Origin of the sequence: Rhodococcus koreensis (assembly GCF_900105905.1) — a bacterium.
GTDB classification, from domain to species: domain Bacteria; phylum Actinomycetota; class Actinomycetes; order Mycobacteriales; family Mycobacteriaceae; genus Rhodococcus_F; species Rhodococcus_F koreensis.
The window spans coordinates 61,194-76,594 of sequence record NZ_FNSV01000001.1 but is presented as its reverse complement, the minus strand read 5'-3'; the positions used below and the strand labels follow the sequence as shown (position 1 = coordinate 76,594).

The 15,401-nt window shown below is 63.6% G+C and carries 11 protein-coding genes; 5 read left to right on the top strand and 6 right to left on the bottom strand.

Features of this window, described 5'->3' with window-relative positions:
* Positions 1-35: 35 nt before the first annotated feature.
* The gene (locus BLV94_RS49855; RefSeq protein WP_072949775.1) at positions 36-239 is read left to right on the top strand and encodes a type I restriction endonuclease; all 204 of its coding nucleotides are present in this window, start codon (positions 36-38) and stop codon (positions 237-239) included.
* Positions 240-429: 190 nt separating this feature from the next.
* Here the strand turns inward: BLV94_RS49855 and mcrC are convergent, their stop codons facing one another.
* From mcrC to BLV94_RS00335, 4 genes are all read right to left on the bottom strand, one after another.
* Complete coding sequence (gene mcrC, locus BLV94_RS00350; RefSeq protein ID WP_072949773.1) at positions 430-1,482, bottom strand: 5-methylcytosine-specific restriction endonuclease system specificity protein McrC; 1,053 nt, start codon at positions 1,480-1,482, stop codon at positions 430-432.
* Positions 1,479-3,722: an AAA family ATPase gene (locus BLV94_RS47575; protein ID WP_083395394.1), complete on the bottom strand. Its 2,244-nt coding sequence runs from the start codon at positions 3,720-3,722 to the stop codon at positions 1,479-1,481. The genes mcrC and BLV94_RS47575 overlap by 4 nt, the downstream gene beginning before the upstream one ends.
* Before the next feature lie 61 nt (positions 3,723-3,783).
* A complete protein-coding gene (locus BLV94_RS00340) occupies positions 3,784-4,353 on the bottom strand; it encodes an HNH endonuclease (protein WP_072949771.1) in 570 nt (189 codons plus the stop codon).
* Between the two features lie 267 nt (positions 4,354-4,620).
* Positions 4,621-5,253, bottom strand: a complete 633-nt coding sequence (locus tag BLV94_RS00335; RefSeq protein WP_072949768.1) for a hypothetical protein — start codon at positions 5,251-5,253, stop codon at positions 4,621-4,623.
* A 235-nt stretch (positions 5,254-5,488) separates the two neighbouring features.
* Between BLV94_RS00335 and mobF the strand changes: the two genes are divergently transcribed.
* From mobF to BLV94_RS48240, 4 genes are all read left to right on the top strand, one after another.
* On the top strand, positions 5,489-9,856 hold the full coding sequence (mobF, locus tag BLV94_RS00330; RefSeq protein ID WP_072949766.1) for a MobF family relaxase: 4,368 nt from the start codon (positions 5,489-5,491) through the stop codon (positions 9,854-9,856).
* Positions 9,857-9,913: 57 nt separating this feature from the next.
* Positions 9,914-11,266, top strand: coding sequence for a hypothetical protein (locus BLV94_RS00325; RefSeq protein ID WP_072949764.1), 1,353 nt, complete (start codon positions 9,914-9,916; stop codon positions 11,264-11,266).
* Positions 11,267-11,548: 282 nt separating this feature from the next.
* Positions 11,549-12,022: a hypothetical protein gene (locus BLV94_RS00320; protein WP_072949762.1), complete on the top strand. Its 474-nt coding sequence runs from the start codon at positions 11,549-11,551 to the stop codon at positions 12,020-12,022.
* 2 nt (positions 12,023-12,024) lie between these two features.
* Entirely contained in the window at positions 12,025-12,765 is a 741-nt protein-coding gene (locus tag BLV94_RS48240; protein WP_143051278.1) for a hypothetical protein, read from the top strand.
* A 10-nt stretch (positions 12,766-12,775) separates the two neighbouring features.
* Here BLV94_RS48240 and BLV94_RS00310 read toward each other — a convergent pair whose 3' ends face one another.
* Positions 12,776-13,354, bottom strand: a complete 579-nt coding sequence (locus BLV94_RS00310) for a DUF4913 domain-containing protein (protein ID WP_072949760.1) — start codon at positions 13,352-13,354, stop codon at positions 12,776-12,778.
* Positions 13,354-15,393, bottom strand: coding sequence for a type IV secretory system conjugative DNA transfer family protein (locus BLV94_RS00305; RefSeq protein WP_244163394.1), 2,040 nt, complete (start codon positions 15,391-15,393; stop codon positions 13,354-13,356). The genes BLV94_RS00310 and BLV94_RS00305 overlap by 1 nt, the downstream gene beginning before the upstream one ends.
* Positions 15,394-15,401 lie beyond the last annotated feature (8 nt).

Here is a 15,401-nt window from a genome sequence, read left to right as displayed (position 1 = left end):
GTTACCAGACGGAGGCGGAGCGTGGCCGGTAGACCATGACTCATCCACAGCAGCAGGAGCTCCATGCCCGCGAAGCCGCCAAGTCCGCCGACTACGTGCTGTTCCTCAAGCCAGGGTTGCCGCTGGCGGTCGTCGAGGCCAAAGACAACAACCACAGTCTTGGCGCAGGCTTGCAACAGGCGCACGGCTACGCAGATCGCTTGGACGTGCCGTTCGTGTTCAGTTCGAACGAACGGTGACGGCTTCCTGTTTCACGACCGAACGATCACCTCCGGTGACATCGAACGAGAGTTGCCGCTCGACGAGTTCCCGTCGCCGGAACGAGTTGCATCGCAAGTGGCTCGCCTGGAAGGGTATCGAGCCCAATACCACTGAGACGCAGGTCATCGAACAGGACTACTACTTCAACGTCTACGTAGGAACAACGTGTTAGTTCTGAAGCCATGTGACGACGTCTTCGAGCTGAGTACTGAGTTCGTTCCACGGGCGGTTGAGGTCGAGTGTTCGCGCGCCGATGCGGTTGCCTTGGACGATGACGTCCAGTCGGGGCTGCGCAGGTGCTTCGGTACGCGCGTAGAGCAATAGCCCGCTGACCGAGCCGTCGTGGTTCACGTCGGCGTTCTTCACGTATGTCAGCATTTGGTACAGATTGGCCGAGTGGACAGTCGGCTTGCCCCACATACCGACCTGCATCGATTGGCTGTAGTACTTCGCATCAATGATGAGTGCCCGGTGTCCACGCCGCAGTGTGACATCGGTGCGCATTGCTGGGAGCTGTTCGGCTCCGAGTGCGGTTGTGTCGTCGTAGTCCCAATTGACGGTGGATGCGGTGGGGGAGAGTTCGGGGTGGTGGACGATGTAGTACTCGCGCAGGAATCGTTCGTACAAGCGGCTCATCGCGTCGTCCGAGACCCATGAGGTGAGCTTGGTGCTTCCGGCCTCCTGCGTGAGGAGGAGCCCGCGGACGATCAGTTCACAGACACCGAGCAACAGCCGGTATGTGGCGTTGGCGCGGTGGTAGGTCAGTGCGCCCCAGCGGATCGATGTCGGCGCGATCAGCGTCACCGCGTCCAGGTACGGCAGGAGCCGACGCAGCGCAGCCCGGCGCGGTGCGGCGACATCACCGTGGCGGAGGAGTAGGACGACGACCGACTTCAGCGCCCGGTTGTGGGGCGTGTCGAGTTCGTACTCGTCGAATTCACACACCAGCCTGCCTCGGAGCGTAGAGCGAGTCGCTGCGGTGCGAGTGATATCGATGCGGCCGCGAATGGTGGCGAGTGTTTCGCTGCGGTACAGGTAGTCGTGGTGAAGGCCGCGCTTGACCTGTGTGCCGACGCCACGCACGAGGATCTCCGCGAACAGGTCGTGAAGATGGTCGAAGGCCTCGGCCGCGATTCGGTCGTTGCCTTCGCTGCGGATCGCTCGAAAGGCATAGGCCATCATGACGTACACGTTGCGGATGGCGATGGACCTCTCGGTCATGCGACGGCGGCCCTGAGTCGGCCGGCCCACTCCTCGGCCGTGGTCGGCTCGTCGAACCAGTACTCGTCGAGGAGGGGGATGAGTTCGTCCTCGACCACCGAGTACAGCCATTCATCGTCAGTGGCGTCGTCTGGAGGACTGGAGAGGAAGCTGTGCCCGATGGCGAAGCCCTGGCCGAGTGCAGGGTCGTCGGCGATGGTCTTGTTGAGGTCGATGACAACTTCGACGAGGCGGTCGAGCGTGGGGCTTCCAGCGTCTTGCTGCCAGCGGGTGAATCCGGCCGAGTGGAAGCCCGGGGTCATCTCGAAAAAACCAAAGCGACGACGCAGCGCGTAGTCCAGGACGGCGAGGCTGCGGTCGGCGGTGTTCATCATGCCGATGATGTGGACGTTGGAGGGGACCGAAAATGTCTCGTTCTTGTACAACAGTCGGAGTTCTTGTCCGCGTTTGTCGGCTTCGATGAGCATGAGCAGCTCGCCGAAAATCTTGGAGATGTTGCCGCGGTTGATCTCGTCGATGATGAAGAAGTAGGGCCGGTCGGTGTCGTCGGCGCGGGCCTTCTCGCAGAATCGGTAGAACGGCCCTTCAGCGAGTGTGAAACCACCGGTCTGGGTAGGCCGGTATCCCATCATGAAGTCCTCGTACGAGTAGCTCTGATGGAACTGGACCATCTGGACCCGACTCGGATCCTTCACCGCCATGATCGAGTATGCCAGGCGCTTCGCGGCGAAGGTCTTCCCGACACCGGGCGGGCCAGCGAGGATGACGTTTTTCTTCCGCGCCAGCAGGGAGCGCAAACGCTCGTATTGCTCCTCTGACAGATAGACCTCCTTAAGGAATGCCGCCTTGTCGTAGGCCGGAAGTGGCGTCGGAGTCTCGAGCAACTCCGGCTCTTCCTCGTCGGCGATGAGCTCTTCGAGGTTCTCGACGTAGTCGTGATAGCTCGTAATGTCGGTCAGTGTCTTGATTGCGGCATCCCCCGGGTGCTCCCAGGATCCCGTATGGGTCCACTTCACTGAGCGCACATGGCGATACGAGGTGCGACCCGGCTCGAACCGAGCGCTGGAGGTGACCTCGCCGCGTCCGACGATCTCGCGCCGCCCACACTTGGCATAGATGATGTCGCCCACGGCGATCTCGTTCTGGAACTCCCACACCGCAAGAACGTCGTTTCTCAACGACCCGCCGGTCCCCTCGACGTCGAGTGCCTGTCGAATCGACTCTCGACTCGGGTACGTAGCGAGGTCCTTGAGTTCGTCCCAACCGATCGCCATGATGCCGCTGGACGAGAATTCGTCCCACTCTGAGGCCTGCGGGCCGGGGGAGTAAAGCCAGTAGTGCCGTGGACGAGGCTCAGCGAGCTCACCGATCTCAGCTGCTGTGAGGGCCAAGTCAGCGCGGGAGGCGTCCCAAAGCTCTGCTACCCCAGGCGTCCAGAAGTGGAACGGTCCCTCGATCTCGTGAGCCAGGGCAGCGCGGATCGCGAGTAGATCGCGGTCGATCGAGCCAGGAGTATCGCCCGACGCCCCGCCGATCCGATCGGCCAGACCATTACGGATTTTCACCTTCATCGAGGCCGAAGAGATCGGCTCGAACACATCGGGTCGAGCAAGGAACTGCAGCGCGTTGCGGATGTCGGAGCGGTCGTCACCGGAGGTGAGCATGACACGCTGCAGCTCCCATGGATCGGTCCGCGCTGACTCGCGCTCGGCCTCCGACAGGCCATCCCAGTGACGCACGAAGGTCGAAGCCCAAATGACGTGTCGCCACAGTGCCCCGTTGTACCAGGAACCCGGTTCGAACCCTGCGGTCCCGGCTGGGCGGGCAAGCCAGGTGGACATTGGCGCCGGGATTGCCAAGGGGGAGTCGAGATGTGTCAGCACCCGGTCGACATGGGCCCTGCGTGTCTCGGGGCGGGCCGACCGAATCGCGTGCTCTCGTAGGAAGACGAGTTCGGCCGCAAGGAGCACGACCTCACGAGATGCTCCTTGGAGTTGCCGGTCGAGCTTCTCCCATTGGCCCTGGTCCTTTCCGACGATGGGGTTGTCCCCAATTCTGGCCCGAAGTTCTTCTGCAGCCTCAGCTGTCCAGATCGTGGTCTCCGGGTCGATCACGGACCGACCGTCTCCAAGCATATGGGTGAACACCACGCCGATCGCGCGCGCGATCTCCATGTCAGGGACCGGCCGTGAAGATTCGAGGGCAAACTCTGAGTCGACGTCGAAATGATCATTGGCCATGTCTGCAGTCTGCCCGAACTTGGGAAGCAGATCGCAGGCAGGGAGTAGTACACCGCTCCCATCAGAACAACGTCGCTTGATCCGGGCCGGGGTCCGTCTTCGCCCTCATTACCGCTTCTTCGTTGTAGCCGAACTTGAGTGCTTCTCGAATGGCGATGGAGCGGTCGACGCGTGATCTACCGCTCCCATCAAGTAGCGTGTGACCGGACAACCGTCCGAGCGCGATCGCGAACCGGACGTTCTCCGAGTACGTCGACTGAACCAAATGCTTCGCGTGCACACGTACGCAGAGCGGCTCATTGCACTTGTGCTCGCACACGACACCATCGTCCATCGGACCGTGCACCAGCTCGACCGAGAAGCGGTGTGCGAGAACGGTCCGTTGGCGGTTGTCGCGTTGGTAGTTGAAGCGGCCGTACCCGTCTGGCGCGCTGATTGCACCGGTCCAGTACCAACAGGTCGGGGACTTTACGACCTTCGACCAGAACAACGCAATTGTGCGCGCGTTCGGCACCAGTGACGTGTCGACGGAGCGCCGTCGGCGTGCGCCGGCCGGAACGTCAACGGCGCCGGGGTCGGTGCCGTCAGATTCGTCTGCAGGCCACAACCCCGGCTCGACTTCTTCAAACACCGATCACCCGGAACCCGCGAGTGTGCCGTACGACCGATCGACCATCTTCACGATCAATCGGCCACGCGTGCGGCGCGAGGCGGGCAATGAACTCCCACCTGTCCTGCGTAGCATCCTGTGTCGAGTCCATGTCGCTCACAACCGCCCGGGCCACCAGAACTCGAGCCACAGGTCGATCGCGCCCTGCCACATGGGCTGCACCCACGGGAACACGTCGTAGAGGGTCACGGTCTAGCCTTCCGAAAGTTTCAGACCCCGCCCGGGCCGTCACGCCGAGGCGAGGGCGGGCGCGTCGACCGGCGCGGTCTGAGCCGCGTCCTTGTCTTCCGTTGCAGGCGCAGGCTGCTCTGCGGCCGGCGCCGACGAGTTCGCGGCGGGCGCCGCGTCGGCCGGCCGCGAGGCGGAGATGCCGGCCTTCTCCAGGTCGGCTGTCGACGACACGATCAGTTCCTTCGCTTCCTTCTGCGGGACACCGAGAACGGTGGCGAGGTCGGCGTTCGATCCGCCAAAGGAGAACTGCACGACCGCCTGAGCGTACTCGAGTAGCAGTGCATCCTCGGACCCGCGCTGCGAGTTGTGAAGCTCCGCGAGCTTGCTCTCGGTGTCCTTCTTCGCCAGCTCAATCTTCGCTGCGGTATCGGCCTTGAGCTTCTCGATCTTCTTCTCCAGACCGCTCTGCAACGACTCGATCCGACGGTCACGCGCCGCGGTGACCGCGTCCCGTTCACGGTCCAGGCGGGCGAGCTTCTCCGACACCGCGTTCAGAGGCTTCGCCAAATTCTCGATGCGCTTCTGATGTTCGAGCGCGCGCTGCCGGGCTGCCTTGACGTTCTCTTCGACGTTCTTGACGGTGTGCAGTCGGCGGGAGCGGATCGCCGCCGCTTCAGATGAGGTGGCCATGGCGCGAAGTGTATCGGCTCGACATGCGCGGGGGCGGGCGCAACGCGGCGACAGCGAGCTGTGAATTCAGACCCGAATCGAATCGACACCTCCAACGTTCGACCGAGCAACTACCTAACACCCTCGCCTCCGGCGAGATGAAATCGAGCCTGACGGCACCGAATAGCCAAGCCCTGCCTGCGGCAGGGCCAAAATCTTTTACACACCTCTTGCACTAAAGGTGCCACCTGGCACAATGGTCGCCATGATGACCATCCACAAGCTCTCAGCTGGGGATGGATACACGTATCTGACGAACCACGTGGCGGCCGGCGACGCGACCGAGTCGAAGAAGGGCGATGTCATCGATTACTACAACGCCAAGGGCACCCCGCCCGGGCGTTGGTACGGGAAGGCAACGGCGCGAGCCGGAGTCGCAGTCGGCGACGAAGTCACCGAAAGCGCGATGCGCTCGTCGTTCGGCGCGGCCCGAACTCCGAACGCTTTCGCCACGATGCCGCCGGTCACGGCCTCGCAGCAGGAACGCTACGACTGGTCCGCCGCAACGGCGCTCGGGCGGCCGTTCAGCTGGTTCACCGCCTCCCAGGAGTACGTCCACGAGGTCGTGGACCGCTGCAACGACTACAAGCGAGCAACGGGAAAGTTCCCCGAATCCGCGGCGAAGGATGGCATCAAGCGGGATGTCGCCGTCCGCTATCTGGCGAAGACGAAGGGCGGCAAGGCCGCTCTGCTCAGCGACGCACAGGTCACAGAGTTCATCGCTGACAGCTACCGGAAGATGCGGCAGCCGGTCGCAGGCTACGACCTCGTCTTCACTCCGATGAAGTCGGTTTCGTTGCTGTGGGGGCTGGGTGATCCGCGCGTCAAAGAGATCATCGAGGCGGCGCACCGCCAGGCCGTAGACGAGACCCTGGGATACGTCGAGGACGAACTGACCTACACCCGGCGCGGCGCCGGCGGAACACGGATGGTCAAGGCCGAGGGTCTGCTCATCGCCCGATTCGACCACTGGGACAACCGCGTCGGCGACCCGAATCTGCACACCCACTGCGCGGTCCTGAACCGGGTCTACGCGGAGGGCAAGTGGACCACCATCGACGGCCGCATGTTCTACCGCGCGGCCGTCTCGGCGTCCGAGCGGTACAACACCCGAGTCGCGGATCTGGTGGCCCGCAACCTCGGCGTGAGCTTCGCGCCGCGCGCCGACACCCCCGCCGATAAGCAGCCGGTCTACGAGGTCGAAGGCATCCCCCTCGCGCTGATCGAAGAGTTCTCGCGCCGCCAGGCCATCGTGGACCGGCAGGCGGAACTGGCCCGCGAGTACACCGCACGGCACGGCAAGAACCCGCCGAAGAAGGTCCAATTCGCGCAGGCACAGCAGGCAACGCTGGACACCCGCAACGCGAAGAACCCGCCCCGCTCGATGGCCGAACTGCGGGCCGAGTGGGACGAGCGAGCACGCGCAATCATCGTCGACACCTCACCCCGGCAGCTGGTGGACGAGGCGCAAACCGGCCACGACAACCGGCCACCGTTCGGCCCCGCCGATCTCCCGGAACTGATCCGAGGCGTCGAAGAAGACCTGTCCCGCAAGGTCGGAACCTGGACCGTCTACAGCCTCACCGCCGAGGTGCAGCGGCAAGCGAGAGCGTTCAGCTTCGCCGACAACCTCGACCTCGACGTCTACGTCCGCGCGGCCGTCGACACCCTCGTGAAGAACCATTGCATCCCCGTGTTCACCGAGATCTACGTCGCCCCGGACAAGCTGTCCGAGACGATCGAGGGCGGCCTGGTTCGGCTGCACACCGTGGACCGCACCACCATGCGCTACACCTCCGAGTCGGTCCTCGCCGCTGAGTCATTCATGCGCAGCAACGCCGACGCCGACAGCGAGCTGACCGTCGCCGATCGTGTCATCCGGCGCCAGATCCGGAAGATCGAGAAGGCAGTCGCGAAGGAATCGAAGATCGACGGGTTCCATCTCGGAACCGATCAGATCGCGATGATCGAGCACTTCCTCACCGCCAAGAAGACTGTCGCGGTGGCAGTCGGCGCCGCCGGCGCCGGAAAGACCACCGCCGCCAAAGTGGTCGCCCGCGCCTGGGAACAGACCAACGGCAAGGTCATCGCACTCGGCCCGTCCGCCCGCGCCGCGGAAGTGCTCGGATCGGAGATCGAGGTCGAGGGCCGCACCATCGCGGACATCCTGACCCGCGACAAGCACGGAATCCCGACCGGAATCGAGGCCGGCGACCTTCTTCTGGTGGACGAGGCCGGCATGGCATCGGCGCGAAACCTTGCCGACCTCACTCGAATCGCCGCGGATACCGGGGCCGTGGTGCGCCTGCTCGGCGATCACCAGCAGTTGGCCTCCGTGGAGTCCGGCGGTGTCCTGCGTGATCTCGCCGAGCGCACCTTTGCGCCGTTCCTGTCGAAGATCCACCGATTCCGCACCGAGGGCGAAGCCGCCGCGAGCCTGAGGCTCCGCGACGGCGACGAGCGCGCGATCGAGTGGTACAAGGAGAACAGGCGCATCGAGTCGGCCATGACCCACGAGCTCGCCGACAAGGTCTTCGACGCGTACGTCGCCGACGTCGAAGACGACGAGGTCACCCTCATGGTCGCCCCGACCAACGACCTGGTGCGCGAGCTGAACCTGAAAGCCACCGCGTACTACCGGGACAACGGCACCGTCACCGGGCCCGGGATCGTGCTCGCCGATGGGCTCGAAGGGGCGGTCGGTGACGTCGTGGTCACCCGCAAGAACAACAGCAAGTACGTCGTGAAGGACGACAGGGGCAAACGCACCGGACGCGTCAACAACGGTGATCTGTGGACCATCGTCGAGATCGGCGCCGACGGCTCCCTGCGCCTGGAGAACCACGCCAGCGGCGGCCGCGTGGTCGTCGCTGGCGACTACATCGCCGAGAATGTCCAACTCGGCTACGCCGCCACGGTCCACCGGTCGCAGGGAATGACGGTCGGGTCCTGCCACGTCCTCACCTCCGCCGGGATGGACCGACAGGGCTTCTACGTCGCGATGACACGAGGCAAGAGCAAGAACATCGCCTACGCGGTCGAAGACGAGCTCCCCGACTGGGACTTCGAGCACCTCCCCGAGGAGCATCCCGGATCGCTCGGGGTCATCAGGGGGATCCTGGCCCGCGACGGATCACAGCGCACCGCACACCAGATGATCGAAGAGGCCCGCGCCCACGCCGAGTCCTTCGACGCCATCAAGGACGGCTACATCGCCGCCGTCAGCGCCCTGTACGAGGAACACACCGCCACCCTGCTGGACGAAATCCTCACCGACAAACAGTTCACCTGGGTCCACACATTCGGCGGCTGGGACAGGATCGTCGAGACCGTCGCACAGTCAGAGACATTCGGCTGGGACACCCGCCAGCTCCTCACCGACGCCGCCAAGGTGATGCGGGCGGTCGGCAAGACGGGGAAGCTCGACGACGAGAAGAACACCCCCGGCAAGGTCATGGCCGACGCGCTCGAGAAGGCAACCGCACCCGGACAGCTGCCGCGGCGCCGCACCGACGCGGTTGCCCGATACCGCGTTCCGTTCCTCTCCGAGGCCGCGGCCGGCGAGGACATGATCCTCGCTGCCTACGCCCGCCAGCACCAGGAACAGATGCACGCCTACGTCGACACCTACATCGAGAAGGCGATCGACGGCGACGCGAAATGGGTCGCAGCACTCGGCGACCCCGGCACCGATCCACGCAAGCAAGCCCTGTTCCACAGCACGGCCAGTGAGGTCGCGGTCTCCCGGATTCTGCGGAATGTCGGCGACGACGACGTGGCCGACCCGTTCGCATGGTTGAACGAGGTCCGCACCGAGGCGGTCAAGAAGCAGATCGAGCAGATCACCGCGCCACAGCAGGCGGCCAGTGTCTACTCGTCCTACGCCACCGACGATCTGAACACCGCCGCCGCGGCCGCGCGCCGGCGGATCTCCGACACACGGCAGATGCTCGGATCGGCGAAGCACGAACTCGATCGTGCGACCAACGAATCGAACACCGGCGCGGTCAATGCGGTCATCGCCGAGGTCGAGGCCGACGAGCAGAAGGTCCTCGCGGTGCGCCGCGCCCGTGCGATCCATGACCGGATCCAGCGCGATCCCGCCGCCACCGCCGAACAGATCGAACAGGCCCGCGCCGCACGGCAGGCCGCCGAAGCGGATGCGCCGTCCGAGCGACGATGGGGTGCGATCGAAGCATCGGCGGCCGCGAACCGCGCCAACCAGGGACGCCGCCAGCGGGCCGAGCAGACGGACGAGCGGGTGCTCGGGCAGCTGCAGACGCGAATCACGCGACTCGAGGAATCGCTCACCGCCGACCGCAAACGGCTCGAGCTCATCGAGGCAGAACAACGTCGCCGGACCGCAAGCCGTGCAGCAGGATCGCGGCGCCGGGACGCACAGGTCACCGAGCAGCAGCCCGACCCGGAACCGCCCATCTACGAGCAAGATGCACCGCCCATCTACGAGCAAGATGCACCGCCCATCTACGAGCAGGAACCACCGCCGCCCTACGACGAGGAACCGCCCTACGACGAGGAACACGATCGAGGCCCGGAGCTGTAGGCGAGCACTGAACATCCTCGCCGCTACCAGCGAGGGGGGAAACGAGGAGGAGAAGACATGGCCGACATCGACCGAGCCACCGACGAGTACCAGCAACGCATGGACGACGAAGCCGATTGGGCCGAACGGAACTACGACGAGGAACAGGTGACCGGGTACGAGGAGGAACTCGACCTCGACGCACCGCGACGCCTACTCGTACCGCAACGAACTCCCTCAGGAGAGTGGGAGTACCACGAGCAGGAGCCCGAAGACCGCGAGGCCGGCATCCAACCGATCCCCGGCCGATCCACCGAATCCGCGGCGACCGACGCGGGCTCACTCGAACCGCAAGAGCAACTCGACCTCGACCCATCCTGGGCAACAGGCGAAGACAGTGAACAGGTCGCCGCCGATGATCCTGACCGGTCAGACGACTACGCGCACTCGCCGGCGCTCACCAAAGAACCCGCACCCACCCGCACTCCCACGCGAGCGGTCGACGACGGAGTGCGCCTCGACCCCATCGCAGCGAGACCGCGCGACAACCAGACGAAACGGTCGAAGCAGCGCATCGCACCGCCGCCGAATCAGCGTGTGCACGACATCGCAGCGTTCCTGACCGACGTCGAGGAACGCCATCGAACAGGCCAAAAGATCGCGCGCCCCAAACCGATCCGTGAGGTGCTGGGCGTCTACCGCGGTGCACCGATCGACCAGACCCGAATCCAGGTCCTGGCCGCCGCCGCCGCCGCACGCCACCTCGAAGGCCCGGAGTCCGCCAACGCCCAACGCTTGAACAAACTCGTCCAGGACAACGACGCCCGCCTGCACGCACTGCGCGAGCACGAACGCCGAAACGCGGTCCTCTTCCACGCCGCCAACGAGACAACGAAAGAGGACATCGCCGCCGCCGACCAGGAGCGCATCGAGCGAGAGACGACCAACGATCGCCGCGTCTTCGACGCAGCATCTGCCGTCGCACTGGGATATGTCGCCGCGCGTGGGCTTCCCGCCTACGACCAGCTCGCCCAGATTTCCGAAGCGCAGCTCGGTCCCGTGCCCGAAACCGCAGCGGCAGAATCTGCTGATTGGGCACCCGCCAGCGGCGGCCCATCGAAGGTCGACAGGACCAAGAGCGTGCTCGACTCCGTGGGACGAGGACTCGCCCAAGCAGCCGGACCAGTGGCCGGCGACGACGACGTCGCCGCCAATCTGTCGCCGATCAACCTGACCCAGCTCAACGAAGAACTCGCGAACCTGGCCGCCAGCATTGCCCCCGCGATGAAGGCAGCCATGTCCAGCCACCCCCGATCCATCAAGGAACTCCTCAACGTCGAGCAACGGCCCGACGAAGAGAGCGACCTCGCATTCGAGCAAGAACCGGAACTCGAACGCGAACGCGGCCGAGACACCGCGCACGCGGTCTAGATCCGCCGGCAGCGGCGCCGAACAGAGAAAGAGGTCGCCACCCCGCCGATCCGAGAGGACTTCTCGGATCAGGGCGCTAGGGAGTCCTCCCCGTCGACCATGGCAGTGGGTGGCGACCTCTTTCTCGTCGCTCAGGCAGTGTAGAACTGCGATACGACACGTTCTTGCGGTGGTCGATGACGACACTGCTCGATGACAGCTCCGATGGTGGAGCACTGTCGCGAGACGTAACATCGCCAGGACAGGGAAGCGAACTATCGACCAGGCAAAGGAGGCGCGACCATGGCGAACAAGTTCTTCGAGTATCAAACGGAGGGCGGCGCCCGGACGGGCCTTGCCATGGTCGAAGAAGATCGCAAGGCCGTATACAGCTTCGTAGCCAACGACGGGACTTGGCGTCGCAACCGTGGTTTGGAGAAGGAATACTACCTTCGGCGTGACAGGGTGTCTTTTAAGCCGATAAAGAAGTCTGCCATGAAAGCAGTCCAAGATCGTGTTCCCAAGATGTCCGATTTTTCTTACGATATACTCACGCGCAATAATGCTCCGAAGAAGATGGGCGGTCCGGTCCGCAAGCCCCACCGCCGTGGTAAGCACGTCAAGGTTTTTATAGGAAACAAAGCCGTGACCGCTCTTGTCACTGAATCCGAGAGTTTCCGCCGGGTTCCCGCGAAAGCTGCTGCTCACCGCCACTTCATGATCAATATTGTAAAGAAAAAGGCAAGCAGTATCGCTGGGACGAAGAAGAAAATCTGACATTGGCGGATTATTCATACTCGGAGTCGGGAATTCCGGGCATACTCGACGAGCCTGTGGAAATGGCGGAGGATGTACATCCCGAAATTTTGCGAGTAACCCGTTCGTATGTCGCTGCAATCCGTGAAGAGCCTGAGCCTGAAATCACAGCTCTGCTGCTCCAGTCGCTACCCGAGGGTTGCTGGCTTGACCGACTTGAATACAGAGTTAAAGGTCCTATATCGATGGCCAGGGCTATCGAAGAAGAAGTATCTAAGCCTGTTGAGGGCATCTCAGATGAGGGACTATCGTTTGACGAAATAGTGCTCAAGCAGGCTTGTTCGCTTGGCGATGCGGTCCGTTATAGTTGCGTGGTTCACAGCATCGACGTTTTCGTGAAAAAGGCCGAAACTCTCGTAGGGAATCTTAATTCCAGTCGAGATGCGGAGGTTCTTAAGGTATTCAAGATTAAGAACTTCTTCTTCGATGGGAATCGATACAAAGGCCTTCATCTGTGTGTCAAGCACATTCCCTCGGGAATAATTTTTGAAGTGCAAATGCACTTTTCTGAGAGTTTAGAAGCGACACGGAGAACGCATGAGGATTATGAAATATTTCGAGACACAACAAGGTCGGACGTTGAGACAGTTGCCGCACAGGCGCGGATAGTAGCCGTGTACGCGTCTCTGTCCCATCCGCCTGGGCTGAGTGATTTGGAGAACATTGGCGGTGTCCCGGTCACGAAGAAGATCGACCGCAAGTAGGCGCACGGAGTCAGAGATCTCCCTTCGCGGGATCGTTGAGGAGGCCATCGAGCAACTCCGGGGGTACCGATTGGGTTGGCAGGGCCGGCCAGCCGGAGAAGGAGCCGTCGGCTTTGGCGTGGGACATGGGACCGGTTTCGCCGTCGAAGATGACCCTCAGGTGCGGCTCGAGGTGCTGGATCCACCAGTGGGACATTGCTGAGGGTTTGTCGGATGCTCGGGCTTCCTCCCACGCGTACCAGGCGGCTGTGAGCCGGCCTGCGACTTCGGGGTACAGCCACCAGCGCTCGTCCCAGGCGAGTCCACCTTCTCCACCCCCGGACCCCATTCTTCGGCGGATGACCTTGGTGAACCACCCTTCCACCCACTCGACGACGCTGCCGTACATCGGCTCGATCTCGGCGAGCGCGCCGTCCTCGTCGTCCTCTGTGATCTCCTCAGTGTCTTCGTCGGAGTTGAGGCTGGGATCGTCCCCATCGACGGTAGGGTCGTTCTCGTCCACGGCGTTCGGGTCGTAGTCGTACGGGTTCTCGTACCCGGTCTCGTCGTCGCTCTGCCACTCGTCCTCGGTTGCCGAGAGATTGACCATCAGTGCGTTCCTTCCGCGAAGAATTCGGACTCGAAGATGTCGTCGACGGCATCAGGTGCTGCGGCGACGCCCGTGGTCGGCGCGACGCCGCTCTGCTGAACGGGTAGCTCGATCAGTTCCTTGTCGGCGGCGGCAGTGATGCGCGGAATCGGGCCGGTGGGTTCCTCCGACGCGGCCCGATCGGAGAATCCGAGCGGGAGCGCCTTCTGCTCAATGCGATCGGTGCTGGCCTTGCACTCGGCGAGGGATCGCTTGATGTCGGCGGCGAACGGTGTGTTGCCCCAGAAGTTCTTGCGGACCAGCAGCGGCTTGCTGCCGCCCATCGTGACGATGGCCCGAGTTTGCGGCAGCGCCTTGAGGTCGTCGACGGTGAGAATCTTCTCCCGTTGGAACGACGTGCTGATCGTTGTTTGCCCACTGCCCAACATGCCGCCGCTCCGGCTGCGGTTCTCGACCTCGACGAAGTGGTCGCCGATCTCATCGGACAGCGAGGCCAGAAACCCTTTGTCGTTGACGTTGCCGCCGTACCAGAGCATGTTGCAGGCATCGACCATGGCGTCGTAGTTGGTCTCACCCCACACCTTCTTCGCCTGCGACGGTGACTGCAGGATGGTGATGAGGATGCATCCGCGGGATCCGAAGTGCGAGTACCACTCGGGGAGTTGCTGCAGCTTGCAGATGTTCGCGGCTTCGTCGAGAACCATGACCGCCGGGATCGGGACCCGCCCGTCGCTCTGTTGGGCGCCGTACTCCTGCAATGCGTCGCCGATGGCGCCGACCAAGGCTGTGGTGAGCGCGGAGGCGGATCCGGCTCCCTTCTTGCTCATGGCGTAGACGGTGTCGGTGCTGCGTACGACCTGGTCGATATCGAGTTCGGGCAGGTCGTGGACTTCACGGCCGGGGGTGACGAGGATTCGCCCATCACTGTCCGTCCCGATCGTGATCCGGGTGTTCGGCAGGATCGCTTCTTCGTAGCGAGGCTCGTCGAGAGGCGCGAGGAACCGGCGCGCCATGTCGTAGAAGCCGTCCCGCTGTTTGGCGTTGACGCTCTGCTTGCTCTGCATGGTGTTCGCGAGATCGGCGTACCCGTTCTGGGCGAGCACCTTCACCGGGATCTGGGACTGTGTTTCGCGGAGCCAGTCCACCACGTGCCGAAGATCGCCACCGGCGAGCGCGGCGGCGAGAAGGTAGGAGCCGAACAGGTCCCGGGCGGCGCCGTCGAAGTAGGCGTCGACCCGGGCGTTGTCGTCGGTGGCGGCGGAGATGAAGTAGTCGCACACCACTCGCGCGGACGGCAGGTCGTCGACTCGGCGCAGCGGGTTGAACCAGAAGCTCGCCGTCTCGCGCCTGTTGCCGGTGGTCACACCTTCCAGGTCGAAGAGCCAGACCCTTCCCATCTGTTTACGCAGGTACAGGGTGTGGGTGTAGATGTCGGGCTTGTTGGACGTGCCCAGGCAGAATCCGACTGCGTAGCAGATGGCCGGAATCGCCAGGGTCGCCGACTTTCCCATGCGGGAGCCGGCGATCGCGATGCACACCCACTCCCACGGCATCCGCAGCTCGCGGTTCGATCTGACCGTGTTGCCCACGACGATGCCGCCATGACCCGGATGGGTTTCGCTGATCGTCGGTGCTAGCCGCCTGGTCTCCTCGGCGGCGGCGGCCGGATTGGTCTGCTCGACTTCCCGCGGGTCCGTCATGGAGTCGGCGTACTTGTCGATCCGCTTCTCCGCGCGCTTCTCCTGTATCTTCTCGAGCCGCCCCGTCGTCTTGAGCAGCCAAAACCCGCCCGCCACGAGCGCCGCGATGGCGACCACTTCTCCGATCAGTACAGCGGTCGCGCCACCCGGCCACGTCCGATTTCCCTTGGCCACATCGATGATCAGGCCGAGCGGGTGCCACAGGGTTTCGTCACCCCCGCCGAGGTTGTAGGCGAACACCGGCAGGAAGGAGGCGGGGACCACTACGGCGATGGCTTTGAGCACCACCATCTCTTTGTTCCTGCTCACCCGGGGCCGGTCGCGACGCATTTCCGTCATGTCGTTGT